This window comes from Sphingomonas sp. J344, assembly GCF_024700005.1.
GTDB lineage: Bacteria > Pseudomonadota > Alphaproteobacteria > Sphingomonadales > Sphingomonadaceae > Sphingomonas.
The window spans coordinates 1,687,898-1,705,361 of the sequence record NZ_JAJONB010000001.1; the positions used below are offsets into that span (position 1 = coordinate 1,687,898).

The 17,464-nt window shown below is 67.7% G+C and carries 13 protein-coding genes and 2 pseudogenes; 7 read left to right on the top strand and 8 right to left on the bottom strand.

Features of this window, described 5'->3' with window-relative positions:
• A pseudogene (locus LRS12_RS08635) lies at positions 1–1,159 on the top strand (alpha/beta hydrolase family protein).
• Positions 1,159–2,109, top strand: coding sequence for a fumarylacetoacetate hydrolase family protein (locus LRS12_RS08640; protein WP_257844219.1), 951 nt, complete (start codon positions 1,159–1,161; stop codon positions 2,107–2,109). Before LRS12_RS08635 ends, LRS12_RS08640 begins: the two are co-directional and overlap by 1 nt.
• A gap of 177 nt (positions 2,110–2,286) precedes the next feature.
• On the opposite strand, the gene LRS12_RS08645 is transcribed toward LRS12_RS08640, so the two are convergent.
• From LRS12_RS08645 to LRS12_RS08680, 8 genes are read right to left on the bottom strand one after another with little or no spacing between them, the layout of a single operon-like run.
• Positions 2,287–3,060: an SDR family NAD(P)-dependent oxidoreductase gene (locus LRS12_RS08645; protein WP_257844220.1), complete on the bottom strand. Its 774-nt coding sequence runs from the start codon at positions 3,058–3,060 to the stop codon at positions 2,287–2,289.
• Positions 3,047–3,940 carry an NAD-dependent epimerase/dehydratase family protein gene (locus LRS12_RS08650; protein ID WP_257844222.1) on the bottom strand — a complete coding sequence of 298 codons (894 nt, stop codon included), beginning with the start codon at positions 3,938–3,940 and terminating at the stop codon, positions 3,047–3,049. Before LRS12_RS08650 ends, LRS12_RS08645 begins: the two co-directional genes overlap by 14 nt.
• Positions 3,940–4,503, bottom strand: coding sequence for a cupin domain-containing protein (locus LRS12_RS08655; RefSeq protein ID WP_257844223.1), 564 nt, complete (start codon positions 4,501–4,503; stop codon positions 3,940–3,942). Before LRS12_RS08655 ends, LRS12_RS08650 begins: the two co-directional genes overlap by 1 nt.
• Positions 4,500–5,666 carry an MFS transporter gene (locus LRS12_RS08660; protein ID WP_257844224.1) on the bottom strand — a complete coding sequence of 389 codons (1,167 nt, stop codon included), beginning with the start codon at positions 5,664–5,666 and terminating at the stop codon, positions 4,500–4,502. Before LRS12_RS08660 ends, LRS12_RS08655 begins: the two co-directional genes overlap by 4 nt.
• 10 nt (positions 5,667–5,676) lie before the next feature.
• Positions 5,677–6,792 carry an FAD-dependent oxidoreductase gene (locus tag LRS12_RS08665; RefSeq protein WP_257844226.1) on the bottom strand — a complete coding sequence of 372 codons (1,116 nt, stop codon included), beginning with the start codon at positions 6,790–6,792 and terminating at the stop codon, positions 5,677–5,679.
• Positions 6,793–6,802: 10 nt separating this feature from the next.
• On the bottom strand, positions 6,803–6,934 hold the full coding sequence (locus tag LRS12_RS08670; protein ID WP_257844228.1) for a hypothetical protein: 132 nt from the start codon (positions 6,932–6,934) through the stop codon (positions 6,803–6,805).
• 38 nt (positions 6,935–6,972) lie between these two features.
• Entirely contained in the window at positions 6,973–7,773 is an 801-nt protein-coding gene (locus LRS12_RS08675; protein WP_257844230.1) for an MBL fold metallo-hydrolase, read from the bottom strand.
• Entirely contained in the window at positions 7,773–10,085 is a 2,313-nt protein-coding gene (locus LRS12_RS08680) for a TonB-dependent receptor (RefSeq protein ID WP_257844232.1), read from the bottom strand. The genes LRS12_RS08675 and LRS12_RS08680 overlap by 1 nt, the downstream gene beginning before the upstream one ends.
• Before the next feature lie 118 nt (positions 10,086–10,203).
• On the opposite strand from LRS12_RS08680, the gene LRS12_RS08685 reads away from it, so the two are divergent.
• The 5 genes and pseudogenes from LRS12_RS08685 to LRS12_RS08705 all read left to right on the top strand — a co-directional run bounded on the left by LRS12_RS08685 (position 10,204) and on the right by LRS12_RS08705 (position 17,362).
• Positions 10,204–11,130 carry a LysR family transcriptional regulator gene (locus tag LRS12_RS08685; protein WP_257844234.1) on the top strand — a complete coding sequence of 309 codons (927 nt, stop codon included), beginning with the start codon at positions 10,204–10,206 and terminating at the stop codon, positions 11,128–11,130.
• Positions 11,131–11,259: 129 nt separating this feature from the next.
• Positions 11,260–14,767, top strand: a pseudogene (locus LRS12_RS08690) (hydantoinase B/oxoprolinase family protein).
• The gene (locus LRS12_RS08695; RefSeq protein WP_257844236.1) at positions 14,764–15,435 is read left to right on the top strand and encodes a DUF969 domain-containing protein; all 672 of its coding nucleotides are present in this window, start codon (positions 14,764–14,766) and stop codon (positions 15,433–15,435) included. Before LRS12_RS08690 ends, LRS12_RS08695 begins: the two are co-directional and overlap by 4 nt.
• Positions 15,432–16,382 carry a DUF979 domain-containing protein gene (locus LRS12_RS08700; RefSeq protein ID WP_257844237.1) on the top strand — a complete coding sequence of 317 codons (951 nt, stop codon included), beginning with the start codon at positions 15,432–15,434 and terminating at the stop codon, positions 16,380–16,382. The genes LRS12_RS08695 and LRS12_RS08700 overlap by 4 nt, the downstream gene beginning before the upstream one ends.
• Positions 16,382–17,362: a DUF2891 domain-containing protein gene (locus tag LRS12_RS08705; RefSeq protein ID WP_257844238.1), complete on the top strand. Its 981-nt coding sequence runs from the start codon at positions 16,382–16,384 to the stop codon at positions 17,360–17,362. The genes LRS12_RS08700 and LRS12_RS08705 overlap by 1 nt, the downstream gene beginning before the upstream one ends.
• Positions 17,363–17,464: the final 102 nt, after the last annotated feature.

Consider the following 17,464-nt stretch of genomic DNA (forward strand, 5'->3'; position numbering starts at 1 on the left):
ATGGCACTCTTCGAATATTTCCCGAACTATATCTGGAACCTGTCGGTCGCCATCGCGCTGGAGAGCGGCGGGCGGATCGGCGAGATCGTCGATATGTGCCAGCCGATCCGCGACGCCGCCGCGTCGGGTTCGGATGCCGGCACGCCGCAATTCATGGCCAAATGGGTCGAGATGGGCGACAAGCTGATCGGCCTGGCGGACGAGGATGAGGCCGCGGGGCGCGGCTTCTCCGCCTCCGACAAGCTGGAACGTGCGTCGCTCTATTTGCTCGTCGCCGAGCGGATGCAGGGCCATGGCCATCCCGGCCGCGCCGAAACCTATGCGCGCGCGCTCGACACCTTTGCGCGCTCGACCCGGCTGGGTTCGATCAACCGCGAGCGTGTGGAAATCCCGCTGACCACCGGCACCATGCCCGCGCTCTGCACCCGCGCCGAGGGGCCGGGGCCGCATCCGGTGGTGGTCTACTGCAACGGTCTCGATAGCTGCAAGGAGCTGCTCTACTGGTCCCGCCTGCCCGAGGCGCTGGCCAAGCGTGGCATCTCGACCCTGTGCGTCGATCAGCCGGGCACCGGTGAAGCGCTGCGCCTGCAGAACCTCCCCCGTCGATCCGCACAGCGAAAACTGGGCGAGCAAGGCGATCGACTGGCTCGAAACCCAGCCCGACGTCGACCCCAAGCGCATCGGCATGACCGGCATCTCGCTCGGCGGCCATTTCGCGCCGCGCGCCGTCGCCTATGAACCGCGTTTCGCCAGCGGCGCATGCTGGGGCGCGAACCACAATTGGGCCGAGGTACAGCAGAAGCGGCTGAAGCGCGAAGGCGAGAATCCGGTCCCGCATTACTGGGCGCACGTGATTTGGGCGTTCGGCGCCAAGGACATGGACGACTTCCTCGCCAAGGCGGAGGATATGAACCTCAACGGCCATATGGGCGGGGTGCGCGTCCCCTTCCTCGTCACCCATGGCGCCAAGGACCGGCAGATCAGCGTCGATTATGCGCAGGATTGCTACGACCAGCTGGTCAACTCGCCGCGCCGCGAACTCAAGCTGTTCACCGAGCGCGAAGGCGGGGTCGAGCATGTCGGGGCCGACAATATGAGCTTTGGCCGCGACTATATCGCCGACTGGTTTGCCGAGACGCTCGGCGGAAAGCTGTCCTGATGCGCCTCGCGACATTGCGGCGCGGCGGGCGCGACGGGACGTTGGTGGCGGTTAGCCGCGACGGTGCGCGCGTCGCGCCGGTCGCGGGCTATGCGACGCTTCAGGCCGCGCTCGACGATTGGGATGCGGCCCAGGGCGCGCTGGCCACTGCGGCTGAAACGGCGGAGAGCGGCGAGGCGGTCCAGCCGGACGATTTCGCCGCGCCGCTGCCGCGCGCGTGGCAGTGGCTCGACGGGTCGGCCTTTGCCAATCACGGCGCGCTGATGCAGCTCGCGTTCGGCCATGCGCCGATCGAGACCGATCTGCCGCTGATGTATCAGGGGATGAGCCATCAGTTCATCGCGCCGACCGCCGACGTGCCGCTGCCCAGCGAAGCCGATGGCATCGATTTCGAGGGAGAGTTCGGCGTCATCACCGGCGATGTGCCGATCGGGTGCAGCGCCGCCGACGCGCTGGCTCATGTCCGGCTGGTGGTGCTGATCAACGATTGGTCGCTGCGCGCGATTGCGATCCCCGAGATGAAGACCGGCTTTGGCTGGGTGCAGGCCAAGCCCGCATGCAGCGTCGCGCCGTTCGCGGTGACGCCCGACGCGCTGGGCGATGCCTGGCGCGACGGTCGCGTCCATCTGCCGCTGACGGTCGAGGTCGATGGCAAGTGGTTCGGCAACCCCAATGGCGCTGCGATGGGCTATGGTTTCCACGAGCTGATCGCGCACGCCGCACGGACCCGCTCGCTGCCCGCCGGCACGATCATCGGATCGGGCACGGTGTCGAACGCGGAGCATGAGACGGTCGGATCGACCTGCATGTCCGAACGCCGCGCGATCGAGATGATCGCTCACGGCGCACCGCAGACGCCGTTCCTGTCGTTCGGCAGCCGTGTGTCGATGCGGGCGGGGGAGGGCGCATCACCGTTCGGCGCGATCGATCAGCGGGTGGTGAAGGGGTAGCTCCGATCCTGTGAACTCCCCTCCCTGAAAGGGAGGGGCAGGGGTGGGTTTAGCGGCCAGCGAGGCTCGATGCCTCGCTGGCCGCTTTTTTTCGCGCTGTCTGTTGGAGTCTCTTCGGCGCGCAGACGCGCGCACCCACCCCCGCCCCCTCCCTTTCAGGGAGGGGGGGATTGGCACCTAACTCCCGTCCGAAATCAGCGTCCCGCCATCGACCACGACGGTTTGACCGGTGGTGAACCCGCCCGCGTCGCTGGCGAGGTAGAGCGCGGTCGCCGCGACCTCGTCCGGTGATCCGGCGCGACGCAGCGGGGTCATGCCCAGCCGCCGCGCGGCGCGCTCCGGGCTCGACAGGATCGCGCCCGCCCAGTCGGTCTCGATCAGCCCCGGCGCAATGGCGTTGGCGCGCACCCCCGACGGCCCCCATTCGACCGCCAGGTTGCGCGCGAGCTGCGCCAGCGCCGCCTTGGTCATCCCGTAATGCCCCAGCATCGCATTGCCGCGCAGCCCGGCGATGCTCGACAGCAGCACGATACTGCCCCGCCCGCGCGCCGCCATCGCCGGGGCGATGCGGCTGGTGAGGCGCAGAGGGTGGAGCAGGTTGATCGCATAGAGCCGCTCGCGCGCGTCCTCGGTCATCGCGTGCATTGGCGACGCCTGTCCCGCGATCCCGGCGTTGCAGACAAGAATGTCGATGCCGTCGGTCCGGGCCTCGGCCTGCTGCGCGAGCCGGTCGAGCGCGGCGGCATCGCCGACATCGGTGGGGATGGAGATGCCGCCTAGCTCCACCGCCAACGCATCGCACGCCGCGGCATCCAGATCGGCCAGCACCAGCCGCGCTCCGGCTCCGGCGAACAGGTGCGCGATCGCCAGTCCGATCCCACGTACCGGCCCGGTGACCAGCGCGGTGCGTCCGTCGAGGCGAAAGGCGGCCAGGGGGTCAGAGGTCGCCAATCACCGTCTCCACCAACTTCGTCAGATTGCCGTCATGCCGGAACCCGAGCGCGTCGGCGCGCGGCGTTACGAGCTGCGGGTAGCTGCCGAAGGTCGCGCGGGTCGCGGGAACCTCTTCAAACCGGATCCCCGATACGTCGCCGTGGCGCCCAAGCTCTGCGACAAGATTGCCGACTGTCACGCGCAGCGCGGGCAGCGTCACCGCCGTCTGTTCGGTCCGCTCGCCCAGTGCCGCCGCAACCAGGTTGGCGGCGCAGCAGCGCACCGACATCAGCCAGCTGGTCGCATCGGGCGCGACTGGCACCCGCAGCACCTTCCCTGCCAGAGCGGAATGAAACATGCCGCTCAGAAATGCCGAGCCGAAACCACCGGCCGCAGCCGGTCGCGCGACGATGCCGGGCAGGCGCAGCGCGAAGCCGGTCACGGCCCCGCGCCGCACCGCGTCGCCAAAGGCCAGCTCGACCATGCGCTTGTGCGTGCCATAGACGCTGGTCGGCGTCGGCACTGTCGCCTCGTCCACCGGATCGGGCAGCACGCCGCCGAACACCGCGATCGACCCGGCGATGACCAGCCGCCGCCCGCGCATCGCCTCGATCAGCGCGAGCGGCATGTCGAGATTGACCGCGCGCGACGCGGCGGGATCATGCTCCGCAGCACCGCCGGGCAGGGCCGCGAGGTGGAGCACCGCATCGACCCGCTTGGCGGTCAGCGCGGCGATCACCGTCGGGTCGGTCAGGTCGCCTTCAAGCGTTTCATGCCCGTCGAACCCCGCCACCTCGCGGTCGGCGAGCAGCAGGTCGACCCCCGGATGTTGCGCAGCAAGCTGCCGCACGACCGACCGGCCGACGAACCCCGCCGCGCCGGTGATCGCCAGCCGCATTACTTCAGCTCGGGCGCGAATTCGCCGTCGATCAGGATGAAGGCGATCCGGCAATTGGCGTTGGAGCGGTTGGACCAGCCATGGTTGGTGCCGCGCTGGATCACGATGTCGCCCGCGCGCACGGTGGTCTCGCCCTCGTCCATGATCAGGACCAGTTCACCCTCCAGCACGATGCCGTAATCGATCGTCTCGGTGCGGTGCATCAGCGCGTGGCGGCTGCCTTCGCCATGATGCGCCGACGCATCGCCCGCGCCGATTTCGGCGAAATGCGCCTGCGCCTCTTCGGGTGACATGGTGCGGATCTCGTCGCTCTCGGGCGGGATGTCGAGCACGCGGATGCGGGTGCCGCCCTTGGGCGGGGCGAGCTTGATGCCGTCCTCATGCGGCTCGCCCGAAGCGGCGTCGATCAGCACCGGAGTCGACTGGGTGTTCCAGATTTCGTGGAACATCGGCCCCGACGGCCCGCCGATCTGCTGCACACGCGGGGCGGCGCCATCCTCCTGGATGATCGCGCGGCCGCTGGCATCGTGGCCGGTGACGACGCGACGTACTGGCTTGGTCATTTCATGCTCCTTGAGTTGCCGGACTGCGACGCAGCAGCGCGACGCCCGCGCCGATCGCCGCCGCAGCCGCGTAGAAAAGAAAGACGCCCGACAGGCCGCCGAGCACCCCCCGACAGCGCCACCGCGACGATCGGCGCGACGAACTGGGCGAGGAAGAAGGACCCGGTCCACACACCCGTCCCGCGCCCGCGCGTCTCCGGCGGAAGGCGGCGGAGAACCCAGGCGAGCATCGTCGGCAGCATCAGCCCGTTGCCGATCGAGATCACGACCGCACAGGCGGCGGTCAGCGCGAAGCTCGTGGACAATGCAATGCCGACATAGCCGAGCGCGACCAGAGGAAGGCCGATCGACAGCAAGGTCTGCCCCGACCAGCCCTTGAGCCGCCCGAACAGCATCGACCCGGCCATCACGCCGAGATTGGCGGCGGCTCCGGCCAGCCCGATCGTGGCGGGGGAGGTGACCCCCGTCGCTTCGATCACCGGCCCGAGCTGGACGATCAGCGTGTAGAACAGCATGCCGATGCCAAAGGTGATCGCGACCAGCATCGCGATGCCCTGCGCCTTGCCCGCAGCTGCGGGCGCGCTCGCGGCAGTCTTCGCCGGTTCGAACAGGATCAGGGCAGCGGCAAGCGCCACGGGCAGCGCCAGCAGATACAGCCAGAACGGCCCGCGCGACCCCAAAGCCTCACCCAGCGCGCCGCCCGCCGCGATCAGGACGATCGCGCTGACGCTCGCGGTGGCGATCTGGATCGACACCCATTTTTCGCGCCGCTCGCCGGTGAAGTAATCGCCGACCAGCGCGGTCGCGACGGTCATGATGATCGCCTCGGTCACCCCCAGCGCGACGCGCGCGCCAAGGATCATGCGCAGATCATCGAGCAGCAAGGGCAGCAGGCCGAACCCCGCATAACCGACCAGCGCCGCAATCAGCAGCCGCTTGCGGCCGAGCTTGTCCGACAGCCAGCCGGCGACCGGGGAAAACAGCGCGACGCACAAAGCGGGAATCGTCAGCGCCATCGGCACCAGCACCGCCGCGCCCGGCACATCGGCGAACTCGCGCATCAGCAGCGGCAGCACCGGCACCAGCGCTATGATCGCCATGGTCGGCATCACCGCGGTGAGCATCAGGATCACGCCATGCCGGGTCGTCGCTTGCTGGGTCATCGGACGATCCTCAAATTGGCTTTGCCACGACTTCGAACATTTCGTGCGTTGCCTTGGCATTGTCCACCGGCGGCCCCTTGCCGAGCTGGCCCATGCAGATGGCGAGGCTGGAGCGGACGATATAGGCGCAGCGCTCGAACCGGCGCGCGCGATAGGCGGTCAGCGCTGTCTCGATGTCGTCGTGGCGCGCCAGCTCCTCGGCCAGCACCAGGCTGTCCTCGATCGCCATCCCCGCACCCTGGCCCAGATGCGGGGTGGTCGCATGCACCGCATCGCCCAACAGCGCGATCCGCCCGCGATGCCACGCGCCCTCGACCAGCATGCCTTCGAGCGGGCGATAGACGACGCCATCATCATCGGTGACCAGCTCCGACAGCTCGCGGATGTACGGCGCGCAATTCGCCATTTTCGAGCGCATCACTGCGGCCAGCCCCTCACGCGGGTAGCGCGGGTTATCGGGCTCGGGCGTGGTGACATAGATGTACATCAGGCTTTCCGACACCGGCACCAGCCCGACGCCGGTCGGCCCGTTATAGACGTGCAGCGCGTCGAGATCGGCGGGGCGGGGCAGGTTGTAGCGCCACACCGCTTGCCCGGTGAATTGCGGCCCGGTCAGGTCGGGGAACAGCGCCGCGCGCGTCTGCGAATAGACGCCGTCCGCGCCGACCACGAGGTCGAAGCGCGCGCTCTCGCCATTGGACAGTGTCACATCGACGCCCGCGCCATCGTCGCTCAACTCGGTCGCGGTCACCCCCAGCAGCACCTTGGCCCCGCTGGCGATCGTGCTGTCGCCGAGGATCTTGTGCAGCGCCGGGCGGGCGATCCCCATATTGGCCGGATAGCCGTCGACCAGTCGCGGGGTGGGGACGCGCGCGACCTTTACCCCCGTCGGCGTGTAGATCTCGACCGCATCGAACCCGACGCCCGACGCGACATATTCGTCGATCAGCCCCAGCTGCGCCATCGCGCGGATCACGTTCGATTGCTGGATGATGCCGACGCCATAGACCGACCAGTCGGGATCGCGCTCGATCACCGTGACGTCAAAGCCCTTGGCGCGCAACGCGATGGCGGTGGTCAGGCCGCCAATGCCGCCGCCGATGACGAGGATGTTGCCGGATTGCATGTTTGTTCTCTCAGAATCGGTCGAGATCGTTGGCCAGCGTAATCGGCCCGGCAAAGCGGGCACGGACCTGCGCGATATAGCCCCGGGTGCGGACGGGGTCGGGGGTGCCGCCCGCGAAATGGGTGATGACCACCGCCTTCACCCCGGCGCGCGCGGCAAGATCGCCGACCGCTTCGGGCGTCAGGTGATGGGTGGACAGATGCTGTTCGAGCTTCTGCTTGGCGGGGGCGGCATGTTCGGCGAATTGCGCGCGACCGTCGCCATTGTCGCGGCCATGTCGATCATCTCGCTGACCAGCAGGTCCGCGCCCTTGGCTAGCCGTTCCACGGCCGCGCTCGGCCCGGTGTCGCCGGTATAGACGATCGACCGGCCGGGCAGGTCGAAGCGCAGCGACAGCGACTTGTAGTTGCGGTCCTCGACGCTGCCGGGCGGGAAATCGTAATGGCTGTTCTGCGCCGCAGTGACGGTCATGCCGTCCACCGTCATCTTGTCGCCGTCGTTCAGCTCGATCACAATCACCGTGTCGGCGGGCGGCGCCCAGGGCTGGCCCGGAATGCCATAGCCGACCCGCGCGGCAGGCTGCATCGACGCGACCATTCCCGCGACCAACTCGCGCGTGCCCGGCGGGCCATAGACGGTCAGCTTCTCCGCGACATTGGTCTGGTTGCGCAGCCCCAGCACCGCCGACAGGCCGCCGGTATGATCGGTGTGCAGGTGGCTCAGGAACACCGCGCGCACGCGGGGCAGCTGATAGCCAGCCTTGGTCAGCTGCTGGACCGCGCCATCCCCGGCATCGACCAGATAGACGCGCCCGTCATGCACCAGCGCATTGGCGGGCTGCGAGCGGTCGCGGCTCGCCACCGGTCCGCCCATTGTGCCGAGCGTGATGAACGCATCGCCCTGGGGCGGCGCCTGCTGTGCGGACGCGGGCACCGCCGCGAGCACCGCCGCAACCACCAGTCCCAGAAGCGACGCGCGCATCAGAAGTCGAACCCGACGCGGACGCCATAGGTGCGCGGCGGGCGCAGCGTGCCGACCGGGAAGTCGAGGATCGGCCGGGTACCCGCGCGCGCCAGCACGACCTCATCGGTCAGATTGTTGACGAAGCCGGTGACGCTCCACCCCTGCTGGCTGCGCAGTGTGACGAACGCGTCGGCCATCACGAACCCGTCCTGCTTTTCTTCAGGGCGGTAGTTCGAGTTCATGAAGCGGCTGCTCTCGATATTCGCCCGCGCACCCGCGACGAAATCGAGGTCGCCGGTCAGCTCGAACGTCCGCTCGTACCCGACATTGATCGCCCATTCGGGCGAGTTGACCGTCGGCTTGCCCGAACAGTCGATGTCATAGAAGCGCGCGTTGTTGACCCCCGGATTGGCCGCACGGCTGCCCAGCGTGGTGCAGCCCGTGGTCACCGGCGCGCCCGTCGGCGAGAAATTCGCCGTCTGCAGGCTGTCATACTTGCCCTTGAGATACTGGACGTTGAGGTTGAACAGGTCGTTGCGGGTCGGCGCAAAGCGCGCCTCGAATTCGGCGCCATAGATGTGCGACTTGCCGGCATTGACCGTGATCGACCCCTGCGCGAACACGCCGGTCCCGGTCGGCACGCCGCCGACATAGGTAATCTGTTGGTCCTTGTAGTCCCAGTAGAATGCCTCGAAATTCAGCTGCAGCTTGTTGTCCATGAAACGGTTCTTCGCGCCGAAGGTATAGGCGGTCAGCGTTTCCGGGCGGAACGTGTTGTTCGGCGGCTGCGCGACGAAGAAACCGCCCGCCTTGAAGCCGGTCGCGACATTGGCATAGACCAACGACGCCGGACCCGCGTCGAACTCGACCCCCGCCTTCCAGGTGAATTTCTCGAAGCTCAGGCTGCCGGTGAACGGCGCGCTCAGCGGGGGCAGCACCGGGCCGGGCAGGCCGCCCGACGCGGTCGAGGTGAGCTGTTTCTTGTCCTCGCGCGTGAAGCGGCCACCCGCGACAAGGCGCAGCTTGTCGCTGAGGTCGAAGGTCAGCTGTCCGAACGCCGCGACGCTCTCGGTATTGAGGCGCGGGGTAAAGCGCGTGGTCGAGATATTGCCCTGGCGGAAGAAGTTCAGAGTGTTCTGATTTTCGCCGAAATAGAAGCCGCCGACGACGTAGCGCAGCCGCCCGTCCTCATTCGACGCCAGCCGCACCTCGACCGAGGTCTGCTCGGCCAGATCGGTGATGTCGCCGGCAAAGCCGGGCAGATAGGTGCGGAAATTGACGTCCGAACGCCGCCATGCGGGGAGGACCGTCAAGGTGCCGAAGCCAAGGTCGCCGACCACGGTCGCGCTGACGCCGATGAACTGGTTGTCGAGGAAGCCGTCAGTCCCGGCCAGCGCCACGCAGCCGCTGTTCACGAAATTGCCCATGCCGCCGCAGAAGGGCGGGGCGGAGATGGTCGACGCCAGCTGACGGATCGCGGCGTGCGCGCGCGGGTCCGACACGCTGACGCGATCCTCGAGCGCCGGAACGGTGTAGCGCGCCTCGGGCAACAGCACCGCGCCCGATCCCTTGCCATGCTGGTTGTAATAGTCGGCGACCAGGGTCATCGACCAGCGGTCGGACGGCTCGATCAACAGCGACGCGCGCACCGCCTCGCCCTTGTCGTCGTCATAGCCGTCGGAGATATATCCGTCCCGATCGACCACCTGCCCCGCGACGCGCAGCGCGACCTTGTCGCCCAGCGGCACGTTGAGCGCGAGGAAGCCCTTCTTGCTGTCGTAATTGCCATATTCGAGCAGCGCTTCGCCGCCGAACTTGCCGAGGATCGGCTTTTTGGGGAGCACGTTGATCGCGCCGCCGGTAGCGTTGCGGCCATAGAGCGTGCCCTGCGGCCCCTTGACCACCTCGACGCGTTCGAGGTCGTAGAACACGCCGGCGGGTGCCGTCGGGCGGCCGACATAGACGCCGTTGAAGTTGAACGCGACGGCGTTTTCCGAGAACGAGTTCTGCGAATTGGTGCCGACGCCGCGCAGGAAGAAGCTGGTCGTGCCGCCGGTCGGCTGGACGACGAGCGAGGGGACCAGCTTGCCGAGGTTGGCGGTTTCGGTGATGCCCGATTGGGCGAGGTCGTCGCCGGTCACTGCGGTCACCGCGACGGCGGCGCGCTGGAGCGATTCCGAACGGCGCTGCGCGGTGATGACGATGTCCTGAAGACCCTCGCCTTCCTCGGTCGCCTGCGCGGCTTCGGGGGCGGCGGGCGCATCCTGCGCCAGCGCAGGAGCAGCATGGGCGACGAGGATCGCGGTCCCCGCGAGAAGCAATTTTTTCATCAGACAATCCTCCCATGGGCGCCGCTTCGCCGAGCGCGCCTCTGCATTGAGGATGGTCAAAGCCGATCATTTATCATAACGATTTGTTTCTATCGTTTAGCACAAATGGAATTGATGGATGCGGCTCGATCAATTCGATCTCAACCTGTTGATTGCATTCGACGTCCTGATCGAGGAACGCAGCGTCACGCGTGCGGCGGAGCGGCTCAACCTTACCCAATCGGCGATGAGCGCGGCGCTCAAGCGGTTGCGCGAATCGTTCGCCGACGAAATTCTGGTGCAGCACGGCAAGCGGATGGTGCCGACCGCTGCCGCTCTGTCGCTGGCGCCCGACGTGGCCGCAGCACTGCTGAACATGCGCGCGATCCTTGCGAGCGGTATGCGGTTCGATCCTGCCCAGTCGCAGCGCACGTTCCGCATTGTCGGGTCGGATTATATCACCACCGTTCTACTCGGCCCGGCACTGCGCATGCTGCACAGGGAAGCACCGCACATCCGGATCGAGATTACGCTGCCGCGCTCCGACATTCTCGAACAGCTCGACGACGGCGAGATCGACTTGCTCATTTCGCCCGAACAGTTTCTCAGTCCGCATCACCCGCGCGAATTGCTGTTCGAGGAACGGCATGTCGTGGTCGGTTGCTCGACCAACCCCGTGATGCACCGACGGCTGGATGCAGAGACCTATTTCGCCAGCGGGCATGTGGCGACCAGCGTGTCGCGCGATGGCACGTTCATCGACAATTATCTGCGCGGTCAGGGCGAACAGCGTCGTGTGGAAATTGTCTGTGCTGCCTTTTCGCAGGTGCCGTGGATCCTGCCCGGGACGACCCGCCTCGCGCTGATGCACGAACGGCTCGCACGCGAACTGGCGCCGCAACTGGGGCTGATCGTCCAGGAATCGCCCTTCCCGCTGCCGGTGATGCGCGAAATGATGCAGTTTCACAGCGCGCGCAGCAGCGACCGGGGCCTGTCATGGCTTTGCGACCGGCTGAAACGTGCCGCAAGTGGCAACGCCGGGTCGGGCGAAACGGCGACCGGGTAATCCAATCGCCATCTTGTCTGATTTGGCCAGCCGCGTATCCACGGGTGCTGCGAGGTGTAACGGGGGGCCGGGGTGAGCGGATCGGGGTGTTGGGAATTCGCGATCGATCGCGGTGGCACCTTCACCGATATGGTTGCGCGTGCGCCCGACGGAACACTGACGACGCTGAAGCTGCTATCGGAAAATCCCGGTCACTATGACGACGCGGCGATTGCCGCGATCCGGCGCGTAACGGGTGTCGCATCGGGGGCGCTGCCGCCGATGCAGGTGCGGATCGGCACCACCATCGCGACCAACGCGCTGCTCGAGCGCAAGGGCGAGCCGGTGTGCCTGGCGATCACGCGCGGCTTCGGCGACGCGCTGGTGATCGGCACCCAGGACCGGCCGCACATCTTCGCGCGGCGGATCGAGCGCGCGCCGTCATTGGACGCCGCGACGGTCGAAATTGACGAGCGGGTCGGCGCGGATGGAGCGGTGGTGCGCGCGCTCGACCTCGACGCGGCGCGGCGCGATCTGACGGCGGCGTTCGAGTCTGGGTTGCGCGCGGTGGCGATCGTGCTGGTGCACGGCTTTCGCTATCCCGCGCATGAGGTGGCGCTGGCGCAGCTGGCGGTACAGATCGGCTTTACCCAGATTTCTGCGAGCCACGCCGTGGCACCTCTCATCAAGCTGGTCCCCCCGCGGCGATACCTGTGTCGCCGACGCCTATCTGTCGCCCGTGCTGCGCCGCTACGTCGCCGGTCTCGACGCCGCGCTGGGCGCGGACAATGCGCCGCTGTTCATGCAGTCGAGCGGCGGGCTTGCCCCGGGCGGGGCGATTTCCGGAAAGGACGCGATCCTGTCCGGCCCCGCCGGCGGCATCGTCGGCATGGCGGAAACTGCGCGCGCCGCCGGGTTCGATCGCGTGGTCGGTTTCGACATGGGCGGCACCTCGACCGATGTGTCCTTGTTTGCCGGCCGCTATGAGCGCGACAGCGAGACGATCGTCGCGGGCGCGCGCATCCGCGCTCCGATGCTGCGCATTCACACCGTCGCGGCGGGCGGCGGGTCGATCTGCCGGTTCGAGGACGGCCGGCTGCGCGTCGGCCCGGAATCGGCGGGGGCGGTGCCGGGTCCGGCCTCTTATCGGCGTGGCGGGCCGTTGACGGTCACGGACTGCAACTTCGCGCTGGGCAAGCTCCAGCCCGGTTTCTTTCCCGCCGCCTTTGGTCCTGACGGCGATCTGCCGCCCGATCCAGAGTCGGCGCACGCGCGGCTGGCGGCGGAGGCGGCGGCTGCGGGCATGACGCCTGAGGCGGCGGCCGAAGGATTCGTCGCCATCGCGGTCGCCAACATGGCCAATGCGATCAAGTCGATCTCGATCGCGCGCGGGCAGGATGTGACGCGCTTCGCCCTGTCGTGCTTTGGTGGCGCGGGCGGGCAGCATGCGTGTCTGGTCGCCGATGCGCTGGGGATCGAGACCGTCCTGATCCACCCGCTCGCCGGGGTGCTCTCGGCCTATGGCATCGGCCTGGCCCGCCAGCGCGCGATCCGCGAGCGGACCGTGGCGCTGCCGCTCGTCGACGCTGACAGGCTGGCGACGGCGCAGATTGCTCTTGCCGATGAGGCGTGCGCGGCACTGGCCGCGCAGGGGGTGGCGGGAGGCGTCACCGTTGAAACGCTCGCGCATCTGCGGCTGCCCGGCTCCGACAATCTGATCGCGGTGCCGTTCGGTGCGGGGGAGACGATGCAAGCCGCCTTCGCCGAGCAGTTCCGCGAGCGCTTCGGCTATGCCCCGCGCGGCGAACTGACGGTCGAGATGCTGAGTGTCGAGGCAATCGAGCCCGCCCGCGCTGCGCCGTCGCTCCCCGCTCCGCCCGCCCGTGCGGCGAAGCCTCACGCGCAGGTGCGGCTCTACACTGCCGGCGACTGGCACGACGCACCCGTCTTCCGCCGCGATGCGCTGCCCGCCGGGGCGCAGGTGAGCGGTCCCGCGCTGGTCATCGACGATGTCGCGACCAGCGTGATCGAACCCGGCTGGACCGCAACGATCGATGCCGAGGGCAGCATCCTGCTGACCCGAAGCGGAGCCACCGCACGCGCGCAACGCAGCGACACCAGCGCCGATCCGGTGCGGCTGGAGATCTTCGCCGGGCTGTTCATGGCGATCGCCGAGGAAATGGGCGCGGCGCTCCGCCACAGCGCGACATCGGTCAATATCCGCGAGCGGCTCGATTTCTCCTGCGCGCTGTTCGACGGCGCGGGCAACCTCATCGCCAATGCGCCGCATATCCCGGTGCATCTGGGGTCGATGGGCGAGAGCATCCGCACCGTGATCGACCGGCGCAGTGCCGACGGGCGCGGCATCCGGCGCGGCGACGTCTACGCCCTCAACGCACCCTATAATGGCGGGACGCATCTGCCCGACATCACCGTGATCCAGCCGGTGTTCGTCGGGTCGGGGGACGCACCCGACTTCTTCATCGCGGCGCGCGGGCACCATGCCGATATCGGCGGGATCAGCCCCGGATCCATGCCACCGGACAGTGTGGACATCGCGGAGGAAGGAGTCGTCATCGACAATTTCCTGCTGGTCGAAAATTCTGTGCTGCGTGAAGCGCAAACCCGCGACTTGTTCGCATCGGGAAAATGGCCGGCCCGCAATATCGACCAGAATCTCGCCGACCTTGCAGCTCAGGTAGCGGCGTGCGCGCGCGGCGCTTCCGAACTCCAGCGACTGTGCGACGAACAGGGGGTGGCGGTGGTCCGCGCCTATATGGGCCATGTCCAGGATCATGCCGAAGCGGCGGTGCGACGGCTCATCGGCGGGCTGTCCGACGGCACCTTCCGCTACGAACTCGACAACGGTTCCGTGGTGGCGGTCGCCGTAGAGGTCGATCGCGATGCCGCCACGCTGAGCTTTGATTTCACCGGGACTAGCGACCAGCTGCCCGACAATTTCAACGCGCCGCTGTCGGTCGTCCGCGCGGCGGTGCTCTATGTCATCCGCTGTCTGGTCGATGAGCCGATACCGCTCAACGACGGCTGTCTGCGCCCGGTGACGATCCGCGTGCCGGGAGGGTCGATGCTCAATCCGCGCTTTCCCGCCGCGGTGGTCGCGGGCAACGTCGAGACCAGCCAGGTGGTGACAGACGCGCTGTTCGGCGCTTTGGGCGCAATGGCGGGGGCGCAAGGGACGATGAACAACTTCACCTTCGGCAACGAGCGCCACCAATATTATGAGACGATCGCGGGCGGCTCCGGTGCCGGTCCGGGGTTCGACGGGACCGCGGCGGTACAGACGCACATGACCAACAGCCGCCTGACCGACCCAGAGATCCTCGAAACGCGCTTCCCCGTGCGGCTCGAGGAATTCTCGATCCGGCGCGGGTCGGGCGGCAATGGTCAGTGGCGGGGCGGCGATGGTGCGGCGCGCCGGGTCCGTTTTCTTGAGCCGATGCACGCAGGCATCCTCGCCAACCGCCGCCGCGTGCCGCCGTTCGGGCTGGCGGGCGGCAGGGACGGAGCGACCGGCGCGAACCATGTCGAGCGTGCGGACGGCACCGTCGAGCGGTTCGGCGCGACCGCCTCGGTCGAGGTCGGCGCAGGCGATGTGTTCGTGATCGAAACGCCTGGCGGCGGAGGCTATGGCGCATGAGTTACCTCCCCCTGCTCGGCATCCTGGTCGTCGTTGCTGGCTTTGCGCTGCGCCTCAACCCGATGCTGGTTGTCACCGCCTCGGCGCTGGTCACCGGTCTGCTTGCCGGGATGGGGCCGGTCGAGGTGATCTCGGCGTTCGGCAAGGCGTTCAACGACAACCGCATCATCGCGATCGTATGGATCGTGCTGCCGGTGATCGGTCTGCTCGAACGCTATGGCCTTCAGCAGCGGGCGCGCGCGGTGATCGGCGGGTTCCGCCGCGCGACCGCCGGCCGGCTGCTGATCCTTTACCTCCTCTATCGCCAGATCACGGCGGCGATCGGGCTCCATTCGACGGCAGGGCATCCCCAGACGGTGCGACCGCTCGTTGCTCCGATGGCGCTGGCCGCCGCCGAGCAGCAGCATGGCGCGCTGACCGAGGATGAGGCGGAAACGGTCAAGGCCAATGCCGCCGCTACGGACAATGTCGGGCTGTTCTTTGGCGAGGACATCTTCTTCGCGATCGGATCGATCGTGCTGATTCAGGCGACGCTGTCGACCTATGGCATATTGCTCGCCCCGCTGGAGCTTGCCGTCTGGGCGATCCCGACCGCGATCGCCGCGTTCGTCATCCATGCCGCGCGGCTGCTGCTGCTCGACCGACGGTTGGGGAGGGGGCGCACATGATCACCCTTAACTGGCTCTACGTCCTTGCCGGTCTGATGTTCGCCGCCTTTGCGGTGCTGAGCGCGCGCGACCGGCGCAATACGAAGCGGTTCGGCAACGCCGCCTTCTGGGGCCTGATGGCGCTGAGCCTGCTCGCCGGATCGTATCTCGGCGACCTTGGCAACGGGCTGCTGGTGCTGGGGTTGGCGGGGCTAGCCGGGTTCGGCGCGATCGGGCGCGGCGAGCCGGCGACGACCAGCGACGCCGAGCGTGAAGCGTTCAGCGCGAGGCTCGGCAACCGGCTGTTCCTCCCCGCGCTGATCATCCCCGCCGTCGCGCTGTTCGGGACGTTGCTTTACAATTACACCCCGCTCGGCACCTCCGGCCTGATCGAAGCGAAGCGCGAGACCTATGTGCTCCTCGGTCTCGGCGTGCTGGGCGCCATCCTGGTGCTGTTCGTGTGGTTGCGCCCGCCCGCGCTCGCCCCGCTTCAGGAGGGGCGGCGGCTGATCGACTCGATCGGCTGGGCGGCAGTGCTGCCACAGATGCTCGCCGCGCTCGGCGTGGTGTTTGCTGCGGCCGGGGTTGGCACGGTGATCGGCGACCTTACGCGCGCGATGATACCTGGGGGTAGCGTGTTCCTGACCGTCGTGGTGTTCGGCGTCGGGATGGCGTTGTTCACGATGATCATGGGCAACGCTTTCGCCGCTTTTCCTGTGATGGCGGCGGCGATCGGCGTGCCGTTGTTGATCGTTCAGTACAACGGCGACCCGGCGGTGATCGGGGCGATCGGGATGCTGGCTGGCTTTTGCGGGACGCTGATGACGCCGATGGCGGCGAACTTCAATCTGGTCCCCGCCGCGCTGCTCGAGCTGAAGGACCGCAATGGCGTAATCAAGGCGCAGGTGGCGACGGCGCTGCCGCTGCTGGGGGTCAATATCCTGTTCATCTGGTGGCTGGGCTTTTGATGAGCACCCTCACCCCCGAACTCGCCGCGCGGTTCGCCCGCACCACCTTGTCGCACCTCGGCCAGCAATGGCCGTACAAGATGGACCATGTGCTGAACGGGCCAGAGGATGCGCGCCCGCCGGTCGCCTTCCACCCGATCTTTCACGGCAGCTTCGACTGGCACAGCTGCGTGCATGGCTGGTGGCAGGTGATGCGGATCGCTCGGCGCTTCCCCGACCTGCCCGAGGCGGCAGCGGCGCGCGCGCGGGCCGATGCGATGCTGGTGCCGGACAAGGTCGCGGTCGAGCTTGCCTATCTCTCGCGGCCCTATGCGGCGGCGTTCGAGCGGCCCTATGGCTGGGGCTGGCTGCTCGCGCTGCATGGCGAGCTCGCGCGGCACGACGCCCCGTGGGCGGCGGCGCTGGAGCCGCTGGCGCGCGCGTTCGCGGAGCGGTTCATGGGGTTCCTGCCCAAGCTGACCTACCCGCTCTATGTCGGCACGCATTTCAACACGGCGTTCGCACTGACGCTGGCGCGTGACTGGGCGCTGGAGCACGACGGCGCGCTGCTGGTGCTGATCGACCAGCGGAGCCGCGACTGGTTCGGGTCGCTGCGGGATTGCCGGACGTTCGAGCCCGGCGGCGACGAGTTTCTGTCGCCGACGCTGTCGATCGCATTGCTGATGAGCCGTGTGCTCGATCCGGTCGCATTTGCCGCGTGGTTCGCCGCCTATCTGCCCGCGATCGGCGACCATCTGCTGACACCGGCGCATGTGTCGGATCGCAGCGACGGCAAGATCGCGCATCTCGACGGTCTCAACCTCAGCCGTGCCTGGGCGTATCGCGGGATTGCTGCGGCATTGCCCGACTCGCATGCGCACATCCCGACGATGCGCGCCGCCGCCGACCGCCATCTCGCCGCCAGCCTGCCGCATCTGGAGGACGACTACATGGGCAGCCACTGGCTCGCCAGCTTCGCGCTGCTCGCGCTCGAAGCCTGATTTCCATCGCGCGACCGTCCCCCATTGCCGCAAATCCATGACCCGAAAAGATATTCACACTCGTGATAGTGAATGTTGACAGGCTCCGGACATCGCGACATA